The organism is Paenibacillus sp. WG02 (genome assembly GCF_055396115.1).
Map to the genome: position 1 here is coordinate 1,473,375 of NZ_AP036016.1, position 25,661 is coordinate 1,499,035.

26 protein-coding genes, 1 pseudogene and 1 riboswitch are annotated in these 25,661 nt (G+C 45.7%); of the genes and pseudogenes, 21 read left to right on the plus strand and 6 right to left on the minus strand.

Translation table 11 applies throughout. The features are described 5' to 3' along the window. The first annotated feature begins 44 nt into the window (after nt 1-44). Complete coding sequence (locus tag ACBP55_RS07060) at nt 45-767, plus strand: response regulator transcription factor (RefSeq protein WP_464650662.1); 723 nt, start codon at nt 45-47, stop codon at nt 765-767. Next, complete coding sequence (locus ACBP55_RS07065; RefSeq protein WP_464650663.1) at nt 764-1,807, plus strand: HAMP domain-containing sensor histidine kinase; 1,044 nt, start codon at nt 764-766, stop codon at nt 1,805-1,807. Before ACBP55_RS07060 ends, ACBP55_RS07065 begins: the two co-directional genes overlap by 4 nt. A 467-nt stretch (nt 1,808-2,274) precedes the next feature. Here the strand turns inward: ACBP55_RS07065 and ACBP55_RS07070 are convergent, their stop codons facing one another. The 3 genes and pseudogenes from ACBP55_RS07070 to ACBP55_RS07080 form a co-directional block, all read right to left on the minus strand. Beyond that, nucleotides 2,275-3,372 (minus strand): GerAB/ArcD/ProY family transporter, encoded by a 1,098-nt coding sequence (locus ACBP55_RS07070; protein ID WP_464650664.1) that lies wholly within the window; start codon nt 3,370-3,372, stop codon nt 2,275-2,277. 258 nt (nt 3,373-3,630) lie between these two features. Further along, nucleotides 3,631-4,833: a Ger(x)C family spore germination protein gene (locus ACBP55_RS07075; RefSeq protein WP_464650665.1), complete on the minus strand. Its 1,203-nt coding sequence runs from the start codon at nt 4,831-4,833 to the stop codon at nt 3,631-3,633. Between the two features lie 13 nt (nt 4,834-4,846). After that, nucleotides 4,847-6,348: pseudogene (locus ACBP55_RS07080) on the minus strand (spore germination protein). A gap of 221 nt (nt 6,349-6,569) precedes the next feature. Here ACBP55_RS07080 and ACBP55_RS07085 point away from each other — a divergent pair. The 10 genes from ACBP55_RS07085 (at nt 6,570) to ACBP55_RS07130 (ending at nt 14,226) form a co-directional block, all read left to right on the plus strand. Next, nucleotides 6,570-7,016 (plus strand): stalk domain-containing protein, encoded by a 447-nt coding sequence (locus ACBP55_RS07085; protein WP_464650666.1) that lies wholly within the window; start codon nt 6,570-6,572, stop codon nt 7,014-7,016. Between the two features lie 168 nt (nt 7,017-7,184). Then, a complete protein-coding gene (locus ACBP55_RS07090) occupies nt 7,185-7,505 on the plus strand; it encodes a hypothetical protein (protein WP_464650667.1) in 321 nt (106 codons plus the stop codon). A gap of 92 nt (nt 7,506-7,597) precedes the next feature. Then, on the plus strand, nt 7,598-8,539 hold the full coding sequence (locus tag ACBP55_RS07095) for a molybdopterin-dependent oxidoreductase (protein ID WP_464650668.1): 942 nt from the start codon (nt 7,598-7,600) through the stop codon (nt 8,537-8,539). 78 nt (nt 8,540-8,617) lie between these two features. Next, entirely contained in the window at nt 8,618-9,277 is a 660-nt protein-coding gene (locus ACBP55_RS07100; RefSeq protein ID WP_464650669.1) for an MOSC domain-containing protein, read from the plus strand. Then, nucleotides 9,274-9,885, plus strand: a complete 612-nt coding sequence (gene mobA / locus ACBP55_RS07105) for a molybdenum cofactor guanylyltransferase (protein ID WP_464650670.1) — start codon at nt 9,274-9,276, stop codon at nt 9,883-9,885. Before ACBP55_RS07100 ends, mobA begins: the two co-directional genes overlap by 4 nt. A 186-nt stretch (nt 9,886-10,071) precedes the next feature. Further along, nucleotides 10,072-10,854: a molybdopterin molybdotransferase MoeA gene (locus tag ACBP55_RS07110; protein ID WP_464650671.1), complete on the plus strand. Its 783-nt coding sequence runs from the start codon at nt 10,072-10,074 to the stop codon at nt 10,852-10,854. Beyond that, nucleotides 10,737-11,333 (plus strand): molybdopterin-binding protein, encoded by a 597-nt coding sequence (locus tag ACBP55_RS07115; RefSeq protein ID WP_464650672.1) that lies wholly within the window; start codon nt 10,737-10,739, stop codon nt 11,331-11,333. The genes ACBP55_RS07110 and ACBP55_RS07115 overlap by 118 nt, the downstream gene beginning before the upstream one ends. A gap of 95 nt (nt 11,334-11,428) precedes the next feature. Further along, nucleotides 11,429-12,619, plus strand: coding sequence for a GNAT family N-acetyltransferase (locus ACBP55_RS07120; protein WP_464650673.1), 1,191 nt, complete (start codon nt 11,429-11,431; stop codon nt 12,617-12,619). A gap of 145 nt (nt 12,620-12,764) precedes the next feature. Beyond that, nucleotides 12,765-13,973: a DHH family phosphoesterase gene (locus tag ACBP55_RS07125; RefSeq protein WP_464650674.1), complete on the plus strand. Its 1,209-nt coding sequence runs from the start codon at nt 12,765-12,767 to the stop codon at nt 13,971-13,973. Nucleotides 13,974-14,055: 82 nt separating this feature from the next. Continuing rightward, nucleotides 14,056-14,226 (plus strand): hypothetical protein, encoded by a 171-nt coding sequence (locus ACBP55_RS07130; protein WP_164826793.1) that lies wholly within the window; start codon nt 14,056-14,058, stop codon nt 14,224-14,226. A 169-nt stretch (nt 14,227-14,395) separates the two neighbouring features. Here the strand turns inward: ACBP55_RS07130 and ACBP55_RS07135 are convergent, their stop codons facing one another. Further along, nucleotides 14,396-15,187 (minus strand): stalk domain-containing protein, encoded by a 792-nt coding sequence (locus ACBP55_RS07135; RefSeq protein WP_464650675.1) that lies wholly within the window; start codon nt 15,185-15,187, stop codon nt 14,396-14,398. A 4-nt stretch (nt 15,188-15,191) separates the two neighbouring features. After that, nucleotides 15,192-15,344, minus strand: a riboswitch (cyclic di-AMP (ydaO/yuaA leader). A 162-nt stretch (nt 15,345-15,506) separates the two neighbouring features. Here ACBP55_RS07135 and ACBP55_RS07140 point away from each other — a divergent pair. The 6 genes from ACBP55_RS07140 to lepB all read left to right on the plus strand — a co-directional run bounded on the left by ACBP55_RS07140 (nt 15,507) and on the right by lepB (nt 19,679). Then, on the plus strand, nt 15,507-15,797 hold the full coding sequence (locus ACBP55_RS07140; RefSeq protein ID WP_029198407.1) for a hypothetical protein: 291 nt from the start codon (nt 15,507-15,509) through the stop codon (nt 15,795-15,797). 26 nt (nt 15,798-15,823) lie between these two features. Beyond that, on the plus strand, nt 15,824-16,456 hold the full coding sequence (locus tag ACBP55_RS07145) for a PspA/IM30 family protein (RefSeq protein WP_464650676.1): 633 nt from the start codon (nt 15,824-15,826) through the stop codon (nt 16,454-16,456). Between the two features lie 174 nt (nt 16,457-16,630). Then, complete coding sequence (liaF, locus tag ACBP55_RS07150; protein ID WP_029198409.1) at nt 16,631-17,293, plus strand: cell wall-active antibiotics response protein LiaF; 663 nt, start codon at nt 16,631-16,633, stop codon at nt 17,291-17,293. A gap of 47 nt (nt 17,294-17,340) precedes the next feature. After that, nucleotides 17,341-18,402, plus strand: coding sequence for a sensor histidine kinase (locus tag ACBP55_RS07155; RefSeq protein ID WP_464650677.1), 1,062 nt, complete (start codon nt 17,341-17,343; stop codon nt 18,400-18,402). 54 nt (nt 18,403-18,456) lie between these two features. Next, nucleotides 18,457-19,104 (plus strand): response regulator, encoded by a 648-nt coding sequence (locus tag ACBP55_RS07160; protein ID WP_464650678.1) that lies wholly within the window; start codon nt 18,457-18,459, stop codon nt 19,102-19,104. Nucleotides 19,105-19,130: 26 nt separating this feature from the next. After that, nucleotides 19,131-19,679: a signal peptidase I gene (gene lepB, locus ACBP55_RS07165; protein WP_029198412.1), complete on the plus strand. Its 549-nt coding sequence runs from the start codon at nt 19,131-19,133 to the stop codon at nt 19,677-19,679. Between the two features lie 1,197 nt (nt 19,680-20,876). Here the strand turns inward: lepB and ACBP55_RS07170 are convergent. Further along, entirely contained in the window at nt 20,877-21,596 is a 720-nt protein-coding gene (locus ACBP55_RS07170) for a hypothetical protein (RefSeq protein ID WP_464650679.1), read from the minus strand. Nucleotides 21,597-21,763: 167 nt separating this feature from the next. On the opposite strand from ACBP55_RS07170, the gene ACBP55_RS07175 reads away from it, so the two are divergent. Beyond that, complete coding sequence (locus ACBP55_RS07175) at nt 21,764-22,207, plus strand: GNAT family N-acetyltransferase (protein ID WP_464650680.1); 444 nt, start codon at nt 21,764-21,766, stop codon at nt 22,205-22,207. 45 nt (nt 22,208-22,252) lie between these two features. Here the strand turns inward: ACBP55_RS07175 and ACBP55_RS07180 are convergent, their stop codons facing one another. After that, nucleotides 22,253-22,621, minus strand: coding sequence for a hypothetical protein (locus tag ACBP55_RS07180; protein WP_464650681.1), 369 nt, complete (start codon nt 22,619-22,621; stop codon nt 22,253-22,255). Nucleotides 22,622-22,812: 191 nt separating this feature from the next. Here ACBP55_RS07180 and zwf point away from each other — a divergent pair, with 191 nt between their 5' ends. Beyond that, nucleotides 22,813-24,348, plus strand: coding sequence for a glucose-6-phosphate dehydrogenase (gene zwf, locus ACBP55_RS07185; protein ID WP_464650682.1), 1,536 nt, complete (start codon nt 22,813-22,815; stop codon nt 24,346-24,348). A gap of 196 nt (nt 24,349-24,544) precedes the next feature. Continuing rightward, nucleotides 24,545-25,615, plus strand: a complete 1,071-nt coding sequence (locus tag ACBP55_RS07190) for a metallophosphoesterase family protein (RefSeq protein ID WP_464650683.1) — start codon at nt 24,545-24,547, stop codon at nt 25,613-25,615. Nucleotides 25,616-25,661: the final 46 nt, after the last annotated feature.

Here is a 25,661-nt window from a genome sequence, read left to right on the forward strand (position 1 = left end):
TGCTCTGCGGTATAATAGAATGAATGCTTGAGGAGGTATGCCGGATGGGTTCACTCGTTCTCGTGGTGGATGATGAAACGAATATTATTGATGTGTGCACCGTCTATTTGCAGCGAGAGGGCTACGAGGTTATTTCGGCGGTGAGTGGCGACGAAGCCATCCGCTTATGGCGGCTGCACAATCCGCAGCTGATTGTTCTGGACCTCATGATGCCGGGTAAAAACGGCTGGCAAGTGTGCGAAGAAATTCGCAACGAGCAAGACGTACCCATCATCATGCTGACGGCACGAGGCGATGAAATGGATCGCCTCATGGGGTTAACGATGGGCGCAGACGACTACTTAACGAAGCCATTCTCGCCGCGTGAGCTGGTGCTGCGCGCGAAAGCGATTTTGCGGAGGCAGCAGCGCGGTTATGCGGAAGCGGTTAATGGTGCAGGCGCTGTGCCACCTGCGCATATCATGAAGTTTCCGGGGCTAGAGCTCAATGTGCTGCACCGGAGTGTTCGGGTGAACGGGAAGGAAATCGAACTGACCGTGAAGGAATTTGAACTGCTGCACCTGTTTGCAGGGCATCCGGAGCAAGTATTTTCACGCAATCAGCTGCTAAGCAAAGTGTGGGATATCGACTATTATGGCGACACAACAACGGTGACAGTCCACATTCGCAGGCTGAGAGAGAAGATTGAGCCCAATCCCTCTGAGCCGCGATATATTAAGACGGTATGGGGGATTGGCTATAAATTTGAGGGTAGGGAGCCATCATGAAGCTTCGTATTTATTTACTCATCGCGAGTGGGGTGAGTACGAGTATTATTTTGCTCACCTTGTTTATATGCTATCGATATATGTTATTGAATTGGAAAGACGTCGTCCTTTTGACGACCGTAACTCTTGGCGCAGCGAGTGTATCGATGCTCATACATTACTTCATGACACGTCCCCTTGAGAAAGCCATTCATGCGATTACGGAGGAAACGACGCATATTTCGGAAGGACATTTTGAGGGACAAGTGCCTCAGATTGGACCTGCTGAATTCCAAAGACTGGCAGAACAATTCAATCGAATGACGGGCAAGCTGAATGAAGGCTTTCAGAAATTGCGAACAGCTGAGGCTTCCCGTAAAGAACTCGTAGCGAATGTTTCACACGATTTGAGGACCCCCATGGCTTCCATTCAAGCATTCGTAGAAGCTTTGCAGGACGATGTCATTCAAGACAAAGAAACGTTTGCGCGTTATCTACAAACCATCCGGCTTGAAACGGGAAGATTAGACGGACTTATTCAAGAGTTATTTAAGCTATCGCAGCTGGATGCTGGAGGTACTGAATTTGTTCCTGAACGGTATCATGTCGATCATTTACTGCTAGACGGCTTGCAGAGTTTGGCTTTTCAGTTGGAGGAAAAACAGCTGCAAGTCGACGTCGATATGCCTGATCGATTGCCTCCAGTGGCGATTATGCCCCAGGAAATGAAGAGGGTCCTTTCTAACATTTTGGATAACGCCATAAGGCATTCTCCTGTCGGGGGGACGATTGAAATTAAAGTTGAACAGATCTCAGAGCAATATGTGCAGCTTGATATTCAAGATCATGGTCAAGGGATCGACGAGGAGGATAGCAGTAAGATTTTTGATCGCTTCTATCGTGCGGATCCGTCAAGAACTCGTGCAAGCGGAGGCGCGGGCCTCGGACTTGCGATTGCTAAATCGATTGTTCACCTGCATGGAGGAACGATTGGTGTTGATAGCCGTACAGGTGAGGAAGGGCATGGAAGCCGATTCTGGTTTACGTTGCCGATTTATTAGTGGGGATAACGAAAAGTAGACAATTGGTAGACCGCACATAGACCGCCGCACAAAGAAGGTTCATAGACCACATATAGACTGCAAGTGAAATGTGTATGGACCGCAAGGAGGATCATCCCTTCTTGTGGTTTTTTTGCATGTTTGGGGTTTTCATTTGGTTTTAGGAGAAGAGGTGGCTTGCTGATTAAGATGCCTATATGATTGCTTTTTCTGTGTTTGAAGATCTGTAAGTTGTACAACAATTTAGGCTTAATTCACACAAATGGGCCATTTTAGAGCAGAATTGATGTATTTTATGCAATATTAGCAAGATAAAGGTAGATTTGATTAATTAATGTTGTACTGTATACAACTTTGCTTGTTTGTAATGGGTACCGTTTATGTGTGTGTGGATTTGAGACTGTATTTATCATCGTGACTTACGTCACCATCTGGTTTGACCTTGCTCACCTTACATTCTATTTGCGTCAGGCTCGCGGCAGGCTGCGTTTTTGTCTAAACCATGACGTGACTAACAGCAGAAACGGCAAGAAAAATGTGAATATAAGTGCAAATGGCGCCCAATTTTGGGACAGAAAATCTTTGATAAAGATCGTGTTGGGGTAACACATTAACGAAAGGATGATCATCCCTAGTGCAAGAGGAATAACCAGAGGTTTCTCATCCTTGATGTTCATGATTTGTACGAACCCAAGTAGAGAAGCATGGAAAGTGAGCACTATTTTGAGGAAAATGGATAGAACCCAAATTGAGATCAAAATTGCTTCCAACCGTTCAAGGAAATGGCCGATACTAATATTCTTGGCAAGCGTGTAGGCTGGAAACAGTTGGTTTGCCGTCAGCGCCTCGCCCAGCACGGCAATGCTCTCGACAGTCGTCATTAAAAGAATAACGCCACCTATCCCAATACCCGCAACAAAGCCGCTTTTACGCCCATTCATTTTGGATACGAACGGATAAAACATGAGCAGTACAATCATTTCCTGCAATCCGTAAAACGTAAATCCGCCTCGAAGAATCGGTTTTATGCCAAACTCCATAACCGGAAAAAAGTTCCCCATAATAAATTTAGGCAGCAGCGGCAGAATGAGCAGTAGAAACAAGATAATCAGCCATGGAAAAAAGACGACCGCCGCACGCGTGTACACAACAAACCCGGATCGGACGGTCATCACGACAACAAGAGTAAACAGCATTTGCAAAACCTCTATTGGAGTTTCCTGCATGATCTGGGAGGTTACGAAATAACCTAAATCCCCGATCATCAGCGAGGCCAGCAAATAAAAAAACAAGACAAAAGCGATGGATACAGCTTTACCTACCCATTTTCCAAGCATGGCTTCGCAATATTGGACCAGGCTTTGGCCAGCAAAGCGTTTTCCCAACACAACATACAAAATGGCGTTCAAAGCATTGAAACCAATGCCGACGATGCAAGCTAGCCATGCGTCCTGCTTCGCTTCATGAGCGAGTCCTGAAGGCGCAATGAGAATGGATGTTCCGATCATAAAAAAAGTGACGAGTATCGCAAAAGAGCTTTTGCTAATGATTTGTTGCTTTTCCATGGAACCGGCCCCTTTCATTGCAATAACGAATAAACCGCTCGGGGATAAGGTCCTAATATCGCCGAAAGCATATCGAGCGGATTAGGTAAATTAATATCCAAACTTTTTACAATGCCAAGTACACTTATGAATAGCGTAACTAAAGCCAGTATCCATAGCTCTTTGGTTTTTTTTTGTTTCCATAACAGGGGAATCTCCTTCCAGACGGTCCAAATTAATGAAAGCACTATCCCAATTAAGAGCAGCATGAGGTGCACCTTATTCTGTCGTTATTTGATTGATCGGCTGTAGGATGGTCCCTACCCTGCGAAGGGTCGTATCCACATGGACACGTACTTTGATCGTTGGAAATACTTCGTTCCAATTCTTAATTTGATGCCAAGCTTTGGGGTACTTATGATGAAAAGCATCTCCGAAGCCGTAAATATCAGTTCCTAATTTCTTCTGGATTTTGGTGATCGATTCACCAATTAAGGTTTCCACTTTACTGTCGGACAGTTGCTTTAATGCAGCGACCACAGGGGCTTGCGACAGATCAATTTTACATTCGACATCGGCGATATCCTGCTCGATTCTGACATTAACATCAAATTCGGGAAGTCCACTGACGAGGTGCGGGTGGATGACAGTGTTGGAACGGATCACTTGCATCGTAACATTCCCTTCGGCTCCCGGACATGGAATATAGCCTGTCGTCTGGTAAACTGAATTTTGCACATAATTTAATGCTTTCGTATCGTTCTCATTCAACCATCCAACAAACCGGTCGAATTTGAAAGCAGCCATTCCTGAATAAATTAACAGGGCTGGTGGGTCCACATATTGCGCGTTTGACGTCTTTTCCCCGATTTTCCTATTGCCTAAGATTTCGACCCCGGTCATGGTGGGGCTCTTCCCGTGGGTTCCTAGTTCTTGAAGTAAATAATTAAGATTCATACTGCCGGTAGCCGACCAATATTTATCTGAGGTCTCAAGCTTTGTATACATATTGTTCGCAGGAATCGGATCCATCGCGCTAAGGACTTTTAACACTTCGGAAGCTTTTGCCTGTTTGGCGACGATGAAATAAAAATCAGTCCGCATATCCATATTACGGGACAAGAAGTCGAGCGGTTTACTAATGCCTGCTCGAGCCATATCCTCGCCGAATACAACCATTCGCAGATGGGAGTAATGCAAATATCGCGGTGCTTTAACGCTCATTCGGGATAAGGCTTCAGGAACTGTCATTCCAGTTTCTTCATACGTGATAACAGCGGTCGCGTTGCTGGAACCTCCTTTTTTTACAGCAACCTGCCCCGGATTTACGGTTTGAACCGTAATTTTGTAGCTTTCTCCAGCTTTATCAATCCCCAGTCCTACGACAATACTAATATCATTCAATTCATGGCGGCTCCAACAACCCGTTAATAGGAAAAGGAAAGGAAACAGGAATAAACCTGTGGTTATCGCACGTTTCAAATGATTGGCCTCCTCATCTGCGTTTCTGACGAACGAGATTTTTTTGGCGGAAGGCTTTGGGCCGAGTAATCATATTCGGGAAAGAAAAGCGGACCATCGTGTCTTTCTGATCTGTTAAATGGAATGGAGCAAGAGGCGACATATAGGGAACGCCAAATGAGGAAATCCCACACAAATGGACTACTAATGCAATGATGCCTATAAAAATGCCAAAAAGACCAAAAGTAGCAGCTAGCATCATAAGCAAAAATCGTATGATTCGAATCGTGATGCCAAGGTTAAATGCGGGAAGAACAAAATTGGATATCGCTGTTATCGAAACTACGATGACCATAGCCGCACTAACGAGACCTGCTTCCACAGCAGCTTGACCGATAACAAGTGTACCTACGATTGAAATAGATTGACCTACGGTTCTAGGCATCCGTACACTGGCTTCACGTAATATTTCAAACGTTACCTCCATCATGATCGCTTCAATAAATGCAGGGAAAGGAACACCCTCCCTCTGACTTGCTAAATTATAAAGCAAGGTTGTTGGCAGCATTTCCTGATGAAAGGTAGAACTGCAATATAAAAAGAGGGAGTTAGCAGCGCCAATCCAAAAGACAAGAAGCGCAGTAAACGAATCAATGAGGAAAAAATTGCAGGCTGGTAGTAATCCTCGCTAGATTGGAAAAATTGAGTGAACAAAGTCGGAACGAGCAGAGCAAAAGGGGTTCCGTCCACTAGGATAGCAACTCTCCCTTCCATTAATCCGGCTGCTATCACATCTGGACGCTCCGTATTGAAAATAGTTGAAAATGGGGTGTTTTGCTTGTCTTCAATCTGCTCCTCGATGTAGTTGCTTTCCAAGACGGCGTCTATATCAATGAGAGACAATCTGTGCCGTACTTCTACTAGTACATCCTCGGAGACAATGTTTTTAACGTAAGCCACTACAACGTCCGTCTTCGTTACTCTGCCAATATTTATCGTTTCCATCCAAAGATTGCGATCTTTGATTTTACGGCGAAGCATGGCCGTGTTCCAGTACAGAACCTCAGTAAATCCTTCCCTGGGTCCACGGACCACCGATTGAACATTAGGCTCTTCTACCGTCCGTGCCGTTAGCTCTTTGGTTCCAATTGCCAATACACGCTGGCATCCCTCGAGCAGCAGAATGCTAAAACCGGATAATAGTGCGTCAAATAGTTCTTCCATGTTCTCAAGATTCTTTACTACGCCGGATGAGATAACTACGTTCTTGAAATAGTCCAACAGCTCTTCGGCATTCAAGTCTTGTTGTTCGCCGCTCTTGGAGCTAGCAAGCAGAGAATCAATCATGGAATGCAGGTTAGAGAGACCTTCCATATAGACAACTGCTCCCTCAATGGAGCGATTATCGCCAAGATCAATCTCAAATTCTCGCATGGAGACGTCGTTGCTATTTCCAAGCCCTTGCATGATTTGCAGTAAGTTATCAGTCAGACTATCGGTCAACTCCAAGTCCAACTTGTTCTCGTCATTTGTCATGAAAACCTCCTGCTCAGTACAAGGTCTGTTTGGTCTTAGTATCTTTATAAATTTCCTTATTTATGCAGTATTGGCTGAGTTGCCAATACTGCTGTAAGGATGCTGGGCTTTTTGTTAGTCTCTTGTAAGTATTTCGTAATGATTACGTTAGTGTTTCTTAAGCTCGGCACGTTAAATTAAATAACAGAAAGACGTAAAGAAAACTTAGGAGGAATGAAACAATGATGAAAACATGGAAAAAAGCGATGGTTGCTTCACTGGTTATATGTACTCTAGTACTTCCAGGGATGGCTAGTGCAGAGGAAATGATGGTTAAGAAGTTTAACTACAGCGGTATTGAAACGATGATGAAGGATGGGACGGAGCTCGTTCCCCTGCGTGAAATTGCTGAATCATTAGGGTTTAAGGTGACATGGAATGGAGAATCTCGCTCGGTTATTTTAACGAAGATGATGATGGAAGACAAAGGCATGATGGATGATAAAAAGATGGAAGATAAGACGAAGAATGAAAGCATGATGAAGATGGGGAACATGTTCGTGATTCAAATCGATAGCAAGACGATTAAGGTTGGCATGATGGAGGATATGCTCATGTTCGCACCTACTATATTAAATGACATGACTTATGTGCCGAAAGAATTGGTTGATACTTATTTGATAAAGTGATCTACTAACGCATAAACTAGCCTCCATTGCCACAGTGTAAGTGGTTTTGGGGGTTTCTTTTTGGATGATAGCCATGCGAATATTAGCGAAGTTGTAAGCCTTTTTTAATATTTATACGTTATGATAAGAGTAACGTAAAGATCGTAAATGAATGAAGGTGGTGACGGTATGGAAACAAAAAGAGGCTGGCTAAGGCAATCTTTTGGGAAGCGATTGAATGCTATTCATAGCTGGAATGCGTGGATTTTGCTGCTGCTAACGGTGACGGGTATCGTGCTGAGTATGGGTGCGATTAGAGGAGATCTGGGGAGCTTCCGTGTGACGATCAAGCAGCTTCACATTTACTTGGGAGTCGCATCCATTCTGCTCATCGCGCTTTACGCGCCGATGATTCGTAAGCATTGGCACCAGATTCGCGCGCGCCGCAATCAACGCGCGAATCTGGTGTTCGTCCTTGCGCTCCTGATCGGCTGGCCGGATCAGGGGTGATTTTGTGGCAGTTCCGCAATCTGCCACCGGTTTTGAATAATTCGGCACTCTTCGTGCATGACCTGCTCACCTGGGTCGGAGTGCCGTATGCCGTGTACCACGCCATCTCGCGCAGCAGATGGCTCAAGCGCCAGCAGCGGCTGGATCAAGCCGCTGCCACGGCCAGACCGCCCGCATCCGCGCAGGCGGTCCAAAACCCAGCCGCCGCTATCGCAGCAGCGCCGAACCAGGCCCCCGTGGCGACTGATGACGACGCCACGGCAAGGCGCACAGCAGCGCAGGCGGTGATATTCGCGCTGAAGGAGTCGCCGATCACACGCGCATCGTTCCTGCGGATAGCCGCAGGACTGCTGCTCGTGATCGCGATCGGTCCCGCCTTTTATCGCTGGATAAAAGGCGCATTCGACACTGGCGGCTCGACAACCGCCGAGTATATCGCCACCGACGGCAACCGGATGCTTCCGCCGCCGGCGCCGCTGCCGGACTCCGCCGCTGTTGTGGGCGGAGGAGCACAAGGGAATTTCCGGATATACACCGTTACGGAAATTCCGGCTTTTTCCTCGGATACGTGGAAATTCGCCATATCCGGTCTGGTCGATAACCCCAGTGCATGGAATTGGGAAGAGTTTTTGAAACTGAAGCGGACTGTGCAGGTTAGTGATTTCCACTGTGTGACGGGATGGTCTGTCTATAAATGTACATGGGAGGGCATCCCGCTTAAGCAATTATTAGCTGCGGCTGGTGTTCAAGCCAAAGGGAAATATGTGAAATTTTATTCAGGGGATAAAGTTTATACAGATGCGTTGTCACTAAGCCAGGCCAATGGCGATGATATTATGGTCGCTGTGCTCATGGATGGTAAGCCCATTCCGCAAAAATTAGGAGGCCCAGTCCGACTAATCGTGCCGCAAATGTATGCCTACAAATCCGTTAAATGGCTTCAAGGGATTGAGCTCATCGAGAAGGAGCACATGGGCTACTGGGAAGTAAGAGGCTACGATAACGATGCATGGGTAGATAGATCGAAAGCGTAACTTACTTGTACTCACACAAGCTGGCACTGACTTTCCGGGGGGTTTTTGGTATAGTGTATACTAAGAATTTTCTCGGAAATGAGGGAGATGACGATGGAAATCGTATCTATTAACGTTGGTTTACCACAAACAATCATGTATCAAGGTAAAGAGCTGGTCACGGGTATTTATAAATATCCGGTCAGCTCATCTTTGCGTGTGTCGAAGACACAGCTGGATGGGGATGGGCAAGCGGATTTGACGCTGCATGGAGGAACTGACAAAGCGCTATGTGTATATCCGGAGGAGCATTACGCACACTGGGAGCAAGTGCTAGCTCAGAAGTTGGAAGCGGGCACGTTTGGTGAGAATCTAACGGTACGCGGTCTGCTCGAAGATCAGGTCTGCATTGGCGACATCTATGCCATTGATGACGTAATCGTTCAGGTCTCACAGCCTCGTCAGCCTTGTCATAAACTTGCGAAACGTTTGGATTGGGGGGACGCTGTCCTCCAAGTACAGGAAACCGGCTATACAGGCTACTATTTGAGGGTGCTTACAGAAGGTGTAATCTCTAAGAACGCAGAAGTGAAGCTTATCGCCAGAGATGAAGCGGGTGTAACTGTAGCCTATGCCAACCAGATCAAGTATCACGAAAAAGCGAATATTGAGGCTGCTCAGCAAATTGCGGCCATACAAGCATTATCGGCAAGTTGGAAACAATCCTTCCTTAAACGGTTGGCGGAGCTTGGAGCATGATCACTGGTGTTATTCTTGCCGGGGGGCTAAATCGCCGTATGGGAGGAAGGCTTAAGGCGCTTCTCCCGGTACAAGGTCAGCCCTTGCTTCTTAGGCAGTTGGAGGAAATGTCGAGTATTTGCAAGCAAGTCATTGTCGTAACCAATGAACCTGAGGTTTTGCGGCCTTACCTGACTTCAGTATCCAATATAGACGTGCAATGTATTAATGACCAATATGTACAAAAAGGGCCCTTAAGCGGCATTCATGCTGCCTCTCAGCTTGCATCAGAGCAGCATATGTGGATTGTGGGATGTGATATGCCTTTTATTTCAGCTGAAGCGGCAAAGGCAATGGCCATCTTATGCCAAGAAGCTAATTTGGATGCAGTTATCCCTATGCTGGACGGTCGTGCTCATCCACTCCATGGCGTATATTCAAAATTGGTAGGTTCCGAAGCCGAGGTGTTATTGAAGCAAGAGCAGTATCGTTTAATGGGGCTGCTGGATCATATGGACTGGAAGCCTGTAGAGAATGATTTTTTTGAGCGGCAAAATATCCATACGCATTTCGCTACAAATGTAAATACTCCGGAAGAGTACGAACGAATGTTAGCAAATCTACCATAGAAGTTATTTTTTCAGATAGGTATCACTAGGGAATCTAGGATTTTGTTATCTATTATGCCATAATGAAATGCGAAGGGCTGGCAGGCTTCTGCCTCGGACGCTATTTATGGAATGTGAAGCCATGTCTCTATTGGTCGGATGAATTTAATAATCGAAGGCGGTTACCCTTAGGAGGAACAGACGTTTGTGAGCGATACTAAGCTTAAGTTTGGGCGAAAAGTGATTTCGGTTGAGGAAGCCCGAAGCCTACTTTTCGAATACGTTAAACACACACCCATAGAGTCCGTTCCGCTATCTTCTGCTTTCGGTAGAAGGCTGGCCGTGGACCTATATGCCGATCATCCGGTACCCCATTTTCGCAGATCAGGTGTTGACGGGTATGCCGTATGTTCAAAGGATATTGAGCAGGCTACACCAGAAGCTCCTGTTGTATTGCGTGTTATAGAGCGAATTCCTAGCGGAACTATGCCTCAGCTTACCATCCATTCTGGTATGGCTGCTCGTATTATGACGGGGGCTCCTGTTCCTGATGGCGCAGATGCTGTCGTTATGCTGGAGATGACGGATTCCCTGCAAGATGCGGGAATGAGCTCCCACTATGTGAGTATCAAAAAAAATATAGCCGCAGCAAGCAATATAACTCCTATTGCCGGTGAAATCGGTTTAGGGGATGTATTGCTTGAGCGAGGAGCACAGATCGGGCCTGGTGAAGCGGCGATATTGGCCACTTTCGGCTGCTCGGAAGTATCCGTTTATCGGAAGCCGAAGGTCGCCATTTTCTCAACAGGTTCTGAGTTGTTGAATGTGGAAGAAGCGCTGCAGCCGGAAGAATTCGCAACAGTAACAGCTACATGCTGGCGGCGCAGGTGGAAGCTGCTGGAGGATCTGCGGTTATCATGCAGGCGCTTTCGGACGATGCAAAAGAGGTGGAGGCAGCGCTCGAGGAAACTTTACCCAAAGTCGACCTAGTCCTTACATCCGGCGGTGTTTCCGTTGGCGATTACGACGTTCTGGTTGATGTTTTTGAACGATTTGAGGGCAAACTGCTGTTCAACAAAGTGGCCATGCGACCTGGGACTCCAACGAGTGCAGCCTTATGGAACAATCGGTTGCTATTAGCTTTATCCGGCAATCCAGGTGCTTCATTCGTTGGGTTTGAGCTGTTTGCCAAACCTCTGATTAAAGCGATGGCAGGATGTCACTCGCTTTATCCGGAAGCGATCACGGCTCTGTTGGATGTTGATTATGATAAAGGCTCGGCTTACCCGCGTTATGTCAGAGGAACGACGCATGTGGACAATAACGGGTGTTTGAAGGTTAAGCCATCAGGTATTGATAAGTCCAGTATCATGGTGTCCATTAAAGACGCGGATTGTTTGATATATTTACCTGCCGGAGGTAAAGGGTTCGTAAGAGACGAGCGCGTAATTGTGTATCCTATCAAATAGATATGGCCTACCTATCGCTGAACTTCAGTTGAGAAGTTATTGATGGTAGGCCGCTTTGTTAAAAAGCTGATCTTATCTACATGAGGTGATTTGAGATGAACGAAATTCGTACATTACGGCAAGAGGAGCTTCTAGAGAGCTTTGCTCTATCTGAGTTTGCTTTTCAATATGAGCTTACTGCTGAGGAAAAGGCAGAGCGAATAAGTTCTACGGATCCTAATCAAACGTGGGGCTATTTCATTGACGGCAATATGGCTGCAAAGCTTACTTTACTTAACTTCCGGACTTGGATTAACGGGAAGAGCTTCGCGATGGGCGGTATTGCGGGCGTAGCAACATGGCCGGAGTACCGACGCAATGGGATGGTGGGACAGCTGCTGGTTCAAACGCTTAAAACGATGAGAGAGCAGGGGCAGACGATTTCCTTTCTTGCGCCGTTTAAGTTTGAATTCTATCGTAGATATGGCTGGGAAACCTACGTGGATTATTTGAAATATGAAATTCCTGTCGATAAGCTTCCCAAGTTTAAAGCCGCAGAGGGCAGTTCAATTATTCGTGTAGCCAAAAGCGAAGAGGTTCTCAATCCAATCTACGCTAAGTTTGCAAAAGCATATAATGGCATGATGGAGCGGGATGCAGACTGGTGGAATAATCGTTATATGAAATTTAAAAAGGGCACAGCTGCCGTCTATACGAACGCTCAAGGGGAACAGCGGGGCTATGTATTTTACCAGGTAAAGGACTCGGTGGCGACCATCCATGAGTTGGTTTTTCTTGACGAGGAAGCAAGACGCGGCTTATGGAAATTCCTTGCAGATCATGATTCGATGATCACCAAGGTCGAAGTGAAAGCACCTGTAGATGACCAACTTCCATTTCTGGTGCATGATCCAAAGTTCAAACAGGAGAAGATTACTTATTTCTCGGCGAGAATTGTGGATGTAGAAGCTTTTCTGACGGAATATGTATATGAAGCTCGCGACCGGGCGGAAACCATATATTTACATATTTCAGATGCGCAGGCAGATTGGAACCAAGGCGTCTTTCGGCTACAGTTTACCGACAATGGAAAAGCTGCCGTCGTAACGAAGCTGTCTGAAGATGAAATACCTGCAGAGGATCAAATACTTGGCTGTAGCATACAGACGTTGACGGCTTTGTTCATGGGTTATCAGAAAGCAGGATTTATGGCCCGAATTGAGCGTCTTCAAGGCTCTGATGAGCTTGTTGGCCGGTTGGAACATGCGATTCCGCGGCGAACAACTTATTTAGCGGATTTCTTTTAAAAGATGAAAAAAGACGGTACCCGTGGCAAAACAATGGGGCCGTCTTTTTTTACGAGATTATGTCGGAGAAGCGCGCCATTAACACCGAATAAAGTGACTTGATCAAGGGTAGCCTAATGGAAATCATTAGCAGGAGGGTGTGCCCTTGTATCATTTGTATACTCATAATGATCTGGATGGAGTAGGTTGCGGTATAATAGCTCGATTAGCATTTGGTGAAAAGGTAGAAATCCGTTATAACTCTGTTGGAGGGTTGAATCTACAAGTAAACCGTTTTTTAGAAAAATCAAGAAAAAAAAGCCAATTGTTTATCACCGACTTATCCGTGGATGAAACGAATGAAAAAGGACTTAACGAGTTTGTGAAATCAGGTGGAAAAGTAAAACTGATTGATCATCATAAAACCTCGCTTCATTTAAACAAATATCCGTGGGGAATGGTTCAGATCGCGTATGAAAATGGAAAACTCGCTTCTGCAACTTCTCTATTTTATGAGTATCTGATCCAGAACGGATTGTTGAAGCCAATGAAAGGATTAGATGAATTCGTCGAATTGGTCCGTCAGTATGATACATGGGAATGGGAACAGAATGAATACATCAAGGCTAAGCGATTAAACGATCTCTTTTATCTAATTTCCATCGAAGAATTCGAGGAAAAAATGGTGGCTCGCATTCAGAAAAGTGAGCAATTTGCGTTTGACTCCTTTGAAGAAAAAATTTTGGATATGGAAGAAGAAAAAATTGAACGCTATGTGCGCAGAAAAAAGAGAGAAATCATCCACTCTCGTATAGATGACCATCATGTAGGGATTGTTCATGCGGAATCCTATCATTCTGAACTTGGAAACGATTTGGGCAAAGAAAACCCTCATCTGGATTACATCGCAATCATGAATATGGGCGGTAAAAAGATAAGCTTTCGAACGATTCACGATCACATCGACGTCTCGGAAATTGCGGGTCTTTATGGAGGAGGAGGCCATGCGAAAGCATCCGGTTGTTCAATGACAGAAGAAGCTTATCAATTTTATGTTGCGAAGCCATTTCCAATGGAACCCATTCGCGCGGATGCAAATAAAAATACATTTAACACGAAAAATTCTGTGTATGGATCACTTTATGAGAATAGAAATGAACAGCAAGTGTTTATTTTTCCTTCTGGAGGCAGATGGGAAATCGATGTGGATGGGGTCGAATCCAACCAACATTTTTCTACTTTTGAAGAGGCAGAACGTTATGTTAAAAGGGAGTATGCAGCTTGGTTAGTTCGGGACGAAACGTATGTTTCATTCCTAATGGAGCATATGGCGGCAAGAAAAACTAAAACCCTCGAGGGTAGTTCAGTCATATAAAGAGCAACGCCAGTTCCAGATAACTGGGATAAAATGCAAGCCGCCTTCTCATACTAACTATGAGACAATGGAGGTGAATGCAATGCCCAAAAATGACGCCGATCCCAAGCATGACCGCGAAGATAACAAAGCAGATAAGAAAAACAATCAGCAGAATAACGCTAATTTCATGGAAGAAGCTCAAACGCTATCGAGCAACGAGGCACCTGATTACGTTCCAAGTTTAAATGGTATCCCCAAAAATCAAGTTTAAGTAACTACTGCAGGCTGCTCTTCTCGTCACTAGTATGATGGGAGAGCAGCCTTTCTAGTGCAATATTAGCAGAAGGAGGTGCGTGGATGAGCCCTTCCACCATAAATAAAAAAAGCTGATTTCTTGAGAATATAATCTCAGAAACCAAGCTTTTTTTTATTTCAGCCGTTTAATTGGATAGCTTGTACACTTTAATGGTTTGGATACCAAACTTTTGCAAGGATTGCTTGGATCCTGGGATAAAGATATCAATACGTTTTCCTTTGATTGCACCGCCAGTATCTGTTGCGTAAGCATACATGCCGCCTGCAGGGAGGCCATTGAAATTATAACCTTCTATATAGAGCTTAGACCCTAGAGGAATCACCGACGGATCTACAGCAACGGTTCCAATACCTAATGGATTACCCATATAATCGATAGCTCCGTAGCCGCCATTTTCAGATGGATCTGCTGAATAGGCAGTAGATTGAAATAATTCATAATCTGGCGCGTGCTGATTGCCATCTTTACTTAGAATAGCTAATTTGCTGCTAGCGTCCCACTGAACGGGAATATTGGATGCTTTGCTTAAGAACCGAAGAGGCACGTATACGCGTCCATTTTGGAATTCTGCATGTGTGTCCATCTCGACAGGAGTGCTATCGATTTTGGCTTCTTTTTGTCCCGATACTAAGGTGATCGAATGTTTGTTGTTATTTAACGTGACTTTGATCTCATCGCCTTCTTTTTGCCACTTCACGTCATAACCAAGCTTCTCCGTTACGAAACGAATCGGTACTTGGGTAGCATGATTGTCATCCAAAAATGGCTGAGCATCCGGAAATTGAACAAGCTCATCATTGACTTGCACTTTCACATCCATCTCAGCGGCATGCGCCGAAAATGGGGAAAGAAAGCCTCCTGCCAACACTGTTAAAGACACAGCAAGGCTAGTTAACCCTTTAGTAATTGTATGCAATTGGTAATCCTCCTTCAATGAGCCTTCGAGGTTAGTTGACGGGTTCGGGAAGAAGGTTCTCCCTAGTCTGCTCCTTTGAAGAGCAAATATTCACCCCATGTAAATCGTCCCCCGTACCGGCACTTTGTCTGTGCACCGGACTCGGCTTCAAATAGTTTAGCATTCGAGGCTCTGTGGGACAACGGCCAAAATATGGATGGAGGTCTTAGAAGGTACTGGACTTAGGTCTAGGTACAAAAACAGTCGCGAGTCCGTTTTGACGAATACCGGTTTCAGGTACGATAGAAGCATGAAGAATACGTGAAGGGCGGTAAGCAGAATGAGTATGGATCGATCGAAAGGGTTGGCATTGGTTTTAATTACGGCAGGTATACTTATTTCTCTGCATCAGTTGGGCAGTCATATTCATTTAATGGGATTATTATTCCCAGCAGCGATGCTTGGATTAGGCTATGTAGGCATTAAGAATGGGAAGAAAATAGGATGGTTTATCGCCGGCTTAGGCGGCTTAATTTTGACCATTAAACTATCAGGCTTAATCGCGATTGCATTCGCAATAGGTTTAGTGATGTATGGTTTTCATTTGCTGAAGAAACGAAATGAATTTTAAATCTTAAGAAATGGGGGTGTAACTTCATGAATATATTGAATCGCATTGGCAAAATGGCGGAAGCTGCATGGCAAGAAACGGCCGGCAAGCTTGAGCATCAAGAACGGGGAAGCAGCGTGATTGAGAAGCTGGAACAGCGCTACGAGGAGGCGCTGCAGCGGACTATTGAGCTGCGACAACACATTGTGAACGCAGAGGAGATGGCGCAGCTGCGCGGCGAGCAGGCCGAGCTGGCGATGCGCGCCGGCGATGAGGAGCTCGCGCGGCTAGCACTCTTAGAGAAGCAGCGCGAGGAAGTCGCTTGCGAGCACTACCGCGCGCAGTATGCGAGCAGCCAGGACATGTGCCTGGCGCTCGCGGATGAACTGCGCGGGCTGCGTGCAGGGCACGCAGCCGAGGGGGCTCGGGTGCAGCCGCCGGGCAGCGGGCTGCACGGGAAAGAGGCTCGCGACGCATGGCGCGAGCTGGAAGTGACCGGCCGCGAGCTCGGCCGGGAAGCGCTGCAGGGGCTCCGCGAAGCAGGCCGCCTGTCGCAAGAGACGCTGAAGGAAGCCGGCGGCAACCTTCAGCAGGAGCTGCGCACGCTGCGCGGCAAGCTCCAGCAGGATTGGCAGCAGCATCGCTCCAGCGATGACACGGACCCTCGCGGCAAGAAATAGCCGCGAGTTTTCCCTCCAGCGTCTAGTAAATAGGCGCTGGAGGGCCCTTGACCTCCATGATTCATGCGGAAGCCTTGCCGCGCAAGGATTTGCATCTTGGAGGTCGTCCATTCTTATGGTATGCTAGGAATCTATATGAACTAATTTTAAAAGTCAGCCAGAGGAGGTGCAGCGATGGGAGAAGAAACTAAAAGCAACCGTAACCGCAATACAGCACTAGTGCTGATTGGAGCCGGTCTTTTTTTGCTTCTAGATCATACAATAGGCTTTTTCCCCATTCTTGCCATTATCCTCATCTTGCTAGGCATTCATCGGGTCCGTTCACGCAAAGAGCGCAAAGGTTATGTACTGATCGGTATAGGGGCAGTGATTTTATTCGGTGATCACATTACTATCGTGTTCTCTATTGTTTTAATTTCGCTAGGTTTGTTTTTCATACGATCGAAACAAGTACACAAAGACGACACGTACATGCAGAAGCAGAAATTGGTGGATAGCGTCCGTTTAGGCCGTGAGCCTTGGATTTTGCGTAACAGTTCAACTTGGTACATTATTGGAGAGACCTACATTGATCTTTCACTTGCGATATTGGAGCAAAAGGAAACCACTGTCATCCTGCAAGGCGTTGTAGGAGATGTAGATATAAAAGTACCGGAAGATATCGGTGTCGCTGTCACAGCATCCATCTCTTTCGGGCAGATTCAAGTTGCGAATGAGCGCGAGTCAGGAGTTATGAACAAGCTGATCTGGCAGTCCCCTAACTATGACCTTTGCGATCACCGCGTGAAACTTGTGCTTTCTTACATCGTAGGAGATATCAAAATCAAAGTATTGTGAGAATGCGCTTAGGCACGCGTAAAGATCTCGAGGAGGTTCATTATCCATTGGACGGCTATAAACGACGATTAACGAATATGATATGGCGCAGCATGAGTGAATCGATCATCTTTAGTTTCGTTGTGTTTGGCGCGATCATTTATTTTTTGAATTCACGCAATCTGATTGTGCCTTTTACGAGTTGGCAAGAAGGCGTTAAGTTTACATTCATGGCGATTCTGGTTATTGGCGGAATTGGTGCTGTGTATGGCTTCTGGAATAGCAACCGAATTACTCGGAGGCTGGAGCCAATGATGGAGACGATGATTTTGCTCGAAAAAGGGACGTTTGCCCGTGGCGGTTTCCAGAACGGTGAAGATGAAATCGGGCGTCTGGGTGATCAGTTAGGCCGTATTATGAAGCGGTGGGAAGAGCAGGTTACTTCTCTACAGCGCTTATCTAATGATAATGCGGAGCTTGCGGAGAAAGCTAAGCTGTCTGCCGTGATTGAAGAAAGACAGCGATTGGCGCGTGAGCTTCATGATGCGGTGAGCCAGCAATTATTCGCAATATCCATGACGGCAACAGCTGTAGGGCGTACCTTGGACAAAGATTTTGAGAAGGCTAAAAGGCAAATTCATCTCATTGAGGAGATGGCTTCTGTTGCTCAATCGGAAATGAGAGCCTTGCTTCTGCATTTAAGACCTATTCATCTGGAAGGGAAACGACTGTCGGAAGGACTTGTCGAACTCCTGAAGGAGCTTGCGGCTAAAGTGCCCATGGCGATTACTTGGGATATGGACGAGGATATCCGCTTGAATAAGGGGATTGAGGACCATTTGTTCCGTATTGTACAAGAGGCGCTTTCTAATGCTCTGCGTCATTCTAAGGCAAATAAGCTGGAAGTGAAGCTGCTGCATCGTCCTGATGGTGTTCGGCTTGCGATACGCGATGACGGAGTGGGTTTTGAATTAGATGCTAAGAAGCTTACATCGTATGGTATAGTGTCCATGAAGGAGCGGGTTAATGAAATTGGCGGCTCTGTGGATATCATAACAGCACCTGATAGAGGTACGCGTATCGAAATTCGTGTGCCAATATTAGCTGCTGAATATGCGGTTGAAAGTTAATTCATTACTATAGATAGCTTGAAGAAAATAGTTTTCTATCGAGAGGAGAAGCAAATGGACGACGCGTTGATTAAGGTTTTGCTTGTCGATGACCACGAAATGGTCAGGATCGGACTCGCGGCCGTACTAGGGACAGAGGATGGAATTGAAGTGGTCGGGGAAGCTAGCAATGGTCAGGATGGCATTCGGCTAGCACAGGAATATCGACCGGATGTCGTACTCATGGATTTGGTCATGGAAGGCATGGACGGTATCGAGACGACAAGGAAGCTGCTGCAACTTTATCCAGATTGCAAAGTCATTGTGTTGACGAGCTTCTTAGATGATGAGAAAATGTATCCTGTAATAGAAGCGGGGGCATTCAGCTATTTGCTCAAAACGTCACGCGCCTCCGAAATCGCTCAAGCGATAAGAGCTGCGGCTAAAGGGCAGTCCATTCTGGAGTCTCAGGTCGCCTCCAAGATCATGAATCGCTTTCGCCAGCCTAAGCCGGCAGCTGAGCCGCATGAGGAGTTAACTGATCGAGAGATGGAAGTGCTTCGCTTGATTGCCAAAGGTAAATCCAATCAAGAGCTAGCGGATGATTTATTTATCGGTGTGAAGACGGTAAAGTTTCACGTCACCAATGTTCTGGCCAAGCTGGGTGTAGAAGATCGAACACAAGCCGCCATCTATGCATTTAAACATGGTTTGGCTGAGTAGCAAATAGTCACAAGGGAGCGATACGAATGAATCTATTAAAGCAAATTTGGAGCTGGTTTGGTTCCATTGCCATTTCGTTTATTTTAGTCGTATTTCTTGGTGTTTTCGTGTTCCAATCCACGAAGGTGATGGGACATTCCATGGATCCGACGCTGCATGACAGTCAACGCGTGTATGTATCAAAGCTGTCTCATACGTTTAATTATGAACCGAATTATGAGGATATTGTCATTATAGACTCTAGAGTCGATCTTAAGAGAACATTCAAGAACGACTTGTTAGACAGTCCTTTGCTCAGTTTATTTACCAATGGTGATGATAAACATGTCTGGATTAAACGGGTGATTGGTAAGCCGGGCGATCAATTGGAGCTCAAGGACGATAAGATGTATCGCAACGGCGTGCTGCTTGACGAGCCTTACATTAACGAGGCAATGAGAGCCAATGGGAATAAGAAATGGACGGTGCCTGCCGATCATATTTTCGTGATGGGAGATAACCGAAATAATAGTATGGATAGCAGAGTGATCGGATACATCCCGCTTGATCATGTATTAGGCAAGAAGCTATTCTAAAGAAAACGGCCCTCTGGGTGAGCATGCATGTGCATGAGCTCATTCGAGGGTCGTTTTTATCTTCGTAGATAAGAAAGTATAAGTTTTATACTTTTGCTTCGCATCTACCTTGACAAACGCACTCGTCCTGAAGGACGACGGAGTCGTTTATCCTTGACATAATAGAAAGTATAAGTTTCGAGGTATAGCTTAAGGGTATCCCCTTTCTAAGGTGGCCATTCAAAAACTCCTGCAATTGTGCTAAGTCGGCTGTCGATTCATTGTGGACAAACGCTAACGAACTCAGAAAACGTTATGAAGCCCAAAAGCGGGCTTTTGATAGTCTAACGAATCGAGAAAACGCTATTGCAGGAAAGACAGCCCCAAATCACGCTTTTCGCTAACGTAACGAGGCTGCGATTCGTTAGCCATTCGAGTATGCGCATGATGAGGACAATTGCGTGTGCACGGTTCGTTAGCTCTGCGACAGCTTCCAAAATCGGTCTGCAGAGAAAAGAAGATGATCATGGAGAAAGCGGATATGGGCGGTTGGAGCCCTATATCCAATTCCCTGCCCAAGCTCAAACATATGGATTAGCACACAAAGGACCTGAGGCAAAGCCTCAGGTCTTTCTTTAAAAGAATTTATATGTTTTTTGGGTTTGAGGCAAATAAGAAGGCAAGTTGTATAGAATACAACAATTTGCTGCGAGAAGGCAAAAAGACTCCAACGATTACCAATGATGTAGTTTGTACAACAATTAGGCGGTTTCTTTGGACAAATTAGCTTTTTGTTGTACTGCGTACAACAATTTGGTGCGAATCGCTCAGAAATAGGTGTTTTGAGCTCAAATTGTTGTACGAAATACAACAGTTGCAGGTTAAAGCGGCGTTAGGGAGAGATATTGTTGCACGAAATACAACTTGGACTATCGTGAACTCGGGGATTTCCAAATGGCGGGTACCCAATTAGTCGTGGATGCCCAACTGCTGTTGCAACTAAAATTGCTCAATGATGCAGTTAGACTAGATGGTTGCCTAATTGGAGCATGTCCAATAAGGGTCGCTCCAAAGCGGAAAGCGGAAACCGGAAACAATGCCTATGTAAGTGGAATTATTCAAAAGATGAAGTAGCAGGTTGGAAGGTCGATTTCTGGGCTTAAGCAAAAAAACGACCTGGGCATCGCCAGGTCAAATTCAAGAATTTTGGATTTTCAATCACATTTGAATATCAAGCAGCAGTCCGCTCATCGGAACGGGCAGATAAGCTTGGAGCTGGGACCGATATTGGCCGTATGGCTTAAGTTGTGAACGAGACATTTGGAACAACGATTCCGAAGGCAACTGCTGCAATTGTCCTATCGAATTCGAGAGTGTCGCGGCGAAGTTTGTCATGCTGCCAAGACTTTTTAACGTGGAGCTAAAATGGTTTTTAATCTGATCCTGAAGTACGTCTTCTTGGAGTTCTAAGTTTCCGTTATCCAGCTTTGTTATCCCAATTTCTTTCAGAGAGTTGGGCTTAGCGGCTTGCTCTAGCCCTAGGAGAAGTGAGCGATTAATATACTCGGGAGAATCCCGCAAACTGTCCTGAAATTCATTATATGTATTTACGAATTTACGTATGGGTTCAATGATGGATTCGCTATCGGCTTCTGACGAAAGAGGTGTTGCCCTGTAGGGAATAGAAGGAAGTCGAGACTCCACCAAGGATTGTGCGGATTGTTTAACGTTCTGTGTTGATTGAACAAATTCGGCTAGGCCTTTCGCGGCAGACTGAGCGTGTTGTTTGTAGGCTAGTTCTGCGAAGGGCATGTCAAGCGGGCGCCGAATGGTACTGGACTTTCCGCCAGCAATACCGCTTACCGCGCTTACCCGGTAATAGTCTTTATGGGTTTGATAGCTGTTCAAAGCCATAAGTGGGGGATACGCATAAATCATTAGGATCACCTCATTTTCGCTTACTATTAGTATAGCATTCGTAGGAACTGGGGTAAATTGGTACTTGCAAAGTTAGAAGAAGTAAAAAAGCTGCCTATACAAGCGGAGTCATTTGCTGTCTTGCCGACATAAGATAGCATTATTGCTTCTTGTGGAGGCGGTGCCAAGTGATACGCAAACGATTGGCTTCCATTGACGATCGAACTATCCATCGATTAGTCGTTGAACAGCTAGTACCCTTTTCTAGAATGTATGACACAGGTAGTTCTGTAACATTTTCCGAAATACGGAAGAGACTGAATCAGAATAAAACGTTTGTTACGGCCAGAGGAAACAAACAGCCTTTCGGATTCATCACGATGATTCGCAAATCGAATGTGTTATTCATTGATATGTTAGCCGTCGATTCTCGTGAGCAAGGGAGAGGTTGGGGGAATGAGCTTATGAAGGTTGCCGAAGAGTACGGGAAAAGTGAGCGCTGTGTGACAGCTGAACTTTTTGTTGATGAAAGCAACCCCAAAGCGATTCAATTTTACTTGCGCAAAGGTTACGAAATTCATTCGTTTATTCCCGAGCTAAGCTGCTATAAAATGAGCAAGAAATTGAGATGATAAGACGAAGGGCTGCAGATGATTGATTCATCCACAGCCCCATCATCATTCACTGAACATAGCCGCAATGTTTTCAATTTGAATATCGATCGGTCCTTGGAAGCCGGGGGCCATGCCACCGAAGAGAGGAAGGCCAAAGGAGGAAAACTCCTCTGGTGCAGTGCTCAAAAATGGATTTTGATCTTCCGGCTTTGATTGCTTCGTTTTAATTGTTTTTGATTTGGAATTGATTTTTTTGCTTTTTTTCGTTGTCGTGTTGAGCTTCGTGGCGGCATCATCGTTCAGGATCAGCTTGTTTTTTTCAATACGGCTTAAAACGCCATAGATTTCGGACCCGTCGTTTAAAAAAATAAGAACAGGCTTGCCGTACAGGCTTCGACAAGTCTTATCAGTAATCGGATAAATAGGCTGCATTGTTTCTTAGCACCTCCGTGTTATTGTCTACTTTCAGCCTATTCATGGCCGGGCGGATCGGTATAGACGAATGTCTAGATCCGCATAAGAAAAAGTTATGAGAGAAAGTTCTCAGAAAAGTTGAATAGCTTGACTATTTTAGGTATGCTAAGCATATTAACTAATCCTAATAGAGAAAGAATGATGCATAGATGAGTGGAGCTGTGTTTTATATTTTCGGGGCAACGGGAGATTTGGCGAAAAGAAAGCTGTTTCCAGCCTTTTATAGTCTATATCGTGAAGGAAAGTTAGGAGAAAATTTTGCTGTAGTTGGTTTGGCCAGAAGACCTCGAACGAATGAACAATTTCGCGATGATGTTAAGCATTCGATTGAGGATTTCGCCCGTTATAAAGTAACGGATGAGGCGGAATGGGAACGATTCGCACAGCGTTTTGAATACATGTCACTGGATATCAACAATGTCGCCGGTTTCCATGAACTTAATGTACTGACTGCCAAGCTGGATGAGAAATATCAGACCGGTGGAAACCGTTTGTTCTACCTGGCTCTGGCTCCAGAGCTTTTCGGTAACGTATCGTACAACTTAAGTGAAGGTGGATTGCTCAAAACCAAAGGCTGGCACCGTCTCGTTATTGAGAAGCCGTTCGGTTACGATCTGCCATCGGCTGAGCGCTTGAATGGACAACTTCGTCAAGTATTTGAAGAGCAAGATATTTACCGTATTGATCACTATTTAGGTAAAGAAATGGTGCAAAATATTGAATTCGTTCGTTTCGCGAATGCCTTCTTTGAACCGCTTTGGAATAACAAATACATAGCTAACATTCAAATTACGCTCAGTGAAACTGTCGGCGTTGAAGAACGCGGCGGTTATTATGATCACTCTGGCGCCCTACGCGACATGGGTCAGAACCATATGCTGCAAATGCTGATGATGATGGCCATGGAACCGCCAAGCCGTCTGCATCCGGAAGATATCCGTGATGAGAAGGTGAAGGTCCTGCGTTCCCTCCGCTTATTCGAATCCGGTGACGATGTTCGTGCGAATGTGGTGCGCGGTCAATATTCGAATGGCTCGTCCAAAGGTAAAGCGCTGCCTGCTTATCGTGAAGAAGATTCGGTGAGTCCGCAGTCTACAACAGAGACTTATTTCGCAGCCAGAGTTCACGTGGATAATTTCCGCTGGGCAGGTGTACCTTTCTATATTCGTACAGGAAAAAGGCTGCCAGTCAAAACGACGGAGGTCGTTGTAGAATTTAAGAATATTCCGAATAATGTATATTTGGCCAAAAAGCATGAGTTGGAGCCGAATTTACTCGTTTTCCGTGTGAATCCGATGGAAGGCATCTATCTGAAAATGAATGCGAAGCAGCCAGGCTCGGAAGGCGTTATCGTTCCCGTAGCGATGGATTTCTGCCAAAGCTGCCAGATCGGTATCAATACACCGGAAGCTTACGAGCGCTTGCTGTATGATGCAACACGTGGAGATTCAACGTACTTTACCCGGTGGGATGAAGTGGCGCTTGCTTGGTCCTATGTGGATCGTATCGCAGCAGCATGGAGTGAGAGTTCAGAAGACCTGAAACACTATCCAGCCGGATCTTGGGGGCCAGAAGAGGCAGCGAAGCTCCTAAGCGATGACGGTTTCAAATGGTGGCCGATTAATGGTCAAAATGAAGGTGAAGTTGATTGGGAAGCCGTTCAAAAAACAACGGTTTTAACATAGTTGATATCAGCAGTAGGTAGGGAAAACCTGGCTTCGCATCAACCTTGACAAACGCGCTCGTTATGGACGGCGTAAGCCGTTTATCCTTGAGGTAACAAGCTTAACATCCAACTGGCGACTCTGCCTGTTGGATTTTTTTTGTGGTATAATAAATATTACGGAGTAAACTTGACAATTCATTACTTGAGGTGCGTATATGTCACGAAGAGCTTTTATCAGATGGCTGCTGGCAATAGGGGCTGCGCTTGTTGGATTAAGTGCCATTTTTAGTCAAATGGTTAAGAGGAAATTTATTTCAGATGCTCAGCCCGCCCTATCATCTGTGAAGCCTGAACCTTCACCATCCGTGGCACAATCTACGGCAGAACCCTTGCCGACGGGTCCCCTCATGTCCTATTTTATATTAAGCGACCTTCATATCAGTATAGGTGATGCGCTTACGGGTAAGAAATTAAGGCAAGCGCTTGATGATATTACACATTTCGACGGTCCTGTTGATGCCATCATGCTAACAGGCGATCTGACGGACACAGGAACGGAACAAGATTATAAGGAGCTGCGTACCATTGTAAGTGAATATAAACTTCCACCTGTTCACGCGAACATGGGCAATCACGATTATTACTCGATCTGGATTAATAAAGCGAATATCTGGGATCAAGCAGCCGTTCCGAACGGCAAAAGTGACGCGATGAGCCGAGAGTCGTTCAAGAAGTTTTTTGGCTACAAGACGCTTTATAATGATTTTACGACCAAGGGACACTCCATCTTGCTTCTTTCACAAGAAGCTTACGTACAAGAGAAGCCGGAGGTCGGTGAGGGAGCTTGGTATTCCGATGAGCAATTGGAATGGTTCAAAGAACGGGTGAAAAGCCTCTACAAACCTGGAAGACCACTGTTCGTGATGACGCATCAGCCGCTGCCGCCAAGTGGCACAGATGGGGGATCACATCAATTAATGCGCGCTATCAAGTTCCGCGAAACATTAAAGCCTTATAAGAATGTGTTCGTGTTCTGCGGACATCGCCATCAAGATTTCCAGAACGGGACACCGCATTATGTGCAGGAGTCTTTCCATTATTTCCACAATGCTTCGGTTGGAAGAACGCTTAACCGTGCCTACCAGCAAGAAGCCAAGAATAAAGCACAGGGCATCTATGTGCAAGTATTTGCGGATAAGGTCGTCGTGCGCGGCCGAGAGTTTAGCAATCGAACTTTCCTAGATGAAGCGAATTGGAGCATTGATTTGCAGAAAGCTCAAGCCTGATTCATAGCAAGCCCATATGTAAAAGAAGAAGGGAATAATCTAACAG

What these genes read in the sequence shown, in the direction of transcription:
- ACBP55_RS07060 (WP_464650662.1), top strand. Translation starts at nt 45, where the DNA reads ATGGGTTCACTCGTTCTCGTGGTGGATGATGAAACGAATATTATTGAT.
- ACBP55_RS07065 (WP_464650663.1), top strand. Translation starts at nt 764, where the DNA reads ATGAAGCTTCGTATTTATTTACTCATCGCGAGTGGGGTGAGTACGAGT.
- ACBP55_RS07070 (WP_464650664.1), bottom strand. Translation starts at nt 3,372, where the DNA reads ATGGAAAAGCAACAAATCATTAGCAAAAGCTCTTTTGCGATACTCGTC.
- ACBP55_RS07085 (WP_464650666.1), top strand. Translation starts at nt 6,570, where the DNA reads ATGATGAAAACATGGAAAAAAGCGATGGTTGCTTCACTGGTTATATGT.
- ACBP55_RS07090 (WP_464650667.1), top strand. Translation starts at nt 7,185, where the DNA reads ATGGAAACAAAAAGAGGCTGGCTAAGGCAATCTTTTGGGAAGCGATTG.
- ACBP55_RS07100 (WP_464650669.1), top strand. Translation starts at nt 8,618, where the DNA reads ATGAGGGAGATGACGATGGAAATCGTATCTATTAACGTTGGTTTACCA.
- mobA (WP_464650670.1), top strand. Translation starts at nt 9,274, where the DNA reads ATGATCACTGGTGTTATTCTTGCCGGGGGGCTAAATCGCCGTATGGGA.
- ACBP55_RS07115 (WP_464650672.1), top strand. Translation starts at nt 10,737, where the DNA reads ATGCTGGCGGCGCAGGTGGAAGCTGCTGGAGGATCTGCGGTTATCATG.
- ACBP55_RS07120 (WP_464650673.1), top strand. Translation starts at nt 11,429, where the DNA reads ATGAACGAAATTCGTACATTACGGCAAGAGGAGCTTCTAGAGAGCTTT.
- ACBP55_RS07130 (WP_164826793.1), top strand. Translation starts at nt 14,056, where the DNA reads ATGCCCAAAAATGACGCCGATCCCAAGCATGACCGCGAAGATAACAAA.
- ACBP55_RS07140 (WP_029198407.1), top strand. Translation starts at nt 15,507, where the DNA reads ATGAGTATGGATCGATCGAAAGGGTTGGCATTGGTTTTAATTACGGCA.
- ACBP55_RS07145 (WP_464650676.1), top strand. Translation starts at nt 15,824, where the DNA reads ATGAATATATTGAATCGCATTGGCAAAATGGCGGAAGCTGCATGGCAA.
- liaF (WP_029198409.1), top strand. Translation starts at nt 16,631, where the DNA reads ATGGGAGAAGAAACTAAAAGCAACCGTAACCGCAATACAGCACTAGTG.
- ACBP55_RS07160 (WP_464650678.1), top strand. Translation starts at nt 18,457, where the DNA reads ATGGACGACGCGTTGATTAAGGTTTTGCTTGTCGATGACCACGAAATG.
- lepB (WP_029198412.1), top strand. Translation starts at nt 19,131, where the DNA reads ATGAATCTATTAAAGCAAATTTGGAGCTGGTTTGGTTCCATTGCCATT.
- ACBP55_RS07170 (WP_464650679.1), bottom strand. Translation starts at nt 21,596, where the DNA reads ATGATTTATGCGTATCCCCCACTTATGGCTTTGAACAGCTATCAAACC.
- ACBP55_RS07180 (WP_464650681.1), bottom strand. Translation starts at nt 22,621, where the DNA reads ATGCAGCCTATTTATCCGATTACTGATAAGACTTGTCGAAGCCTGTAC.
- zwf (WP_464650682.1), top strand. Translation starts at nt 22,813, where the DNA reads ATGAGTGGAGCTGTGTTTTATATTTTCGGGGCAACGGGAGATTTGGCG.
- ACBP55_RS07190 (WP_464650683.1), top strand. Translation starts at nt 24,545, where the DNA reads ATGTCACGAAGAGCTTTTATCAGATGGCTGCTGGCAATAGGGGCTGCG.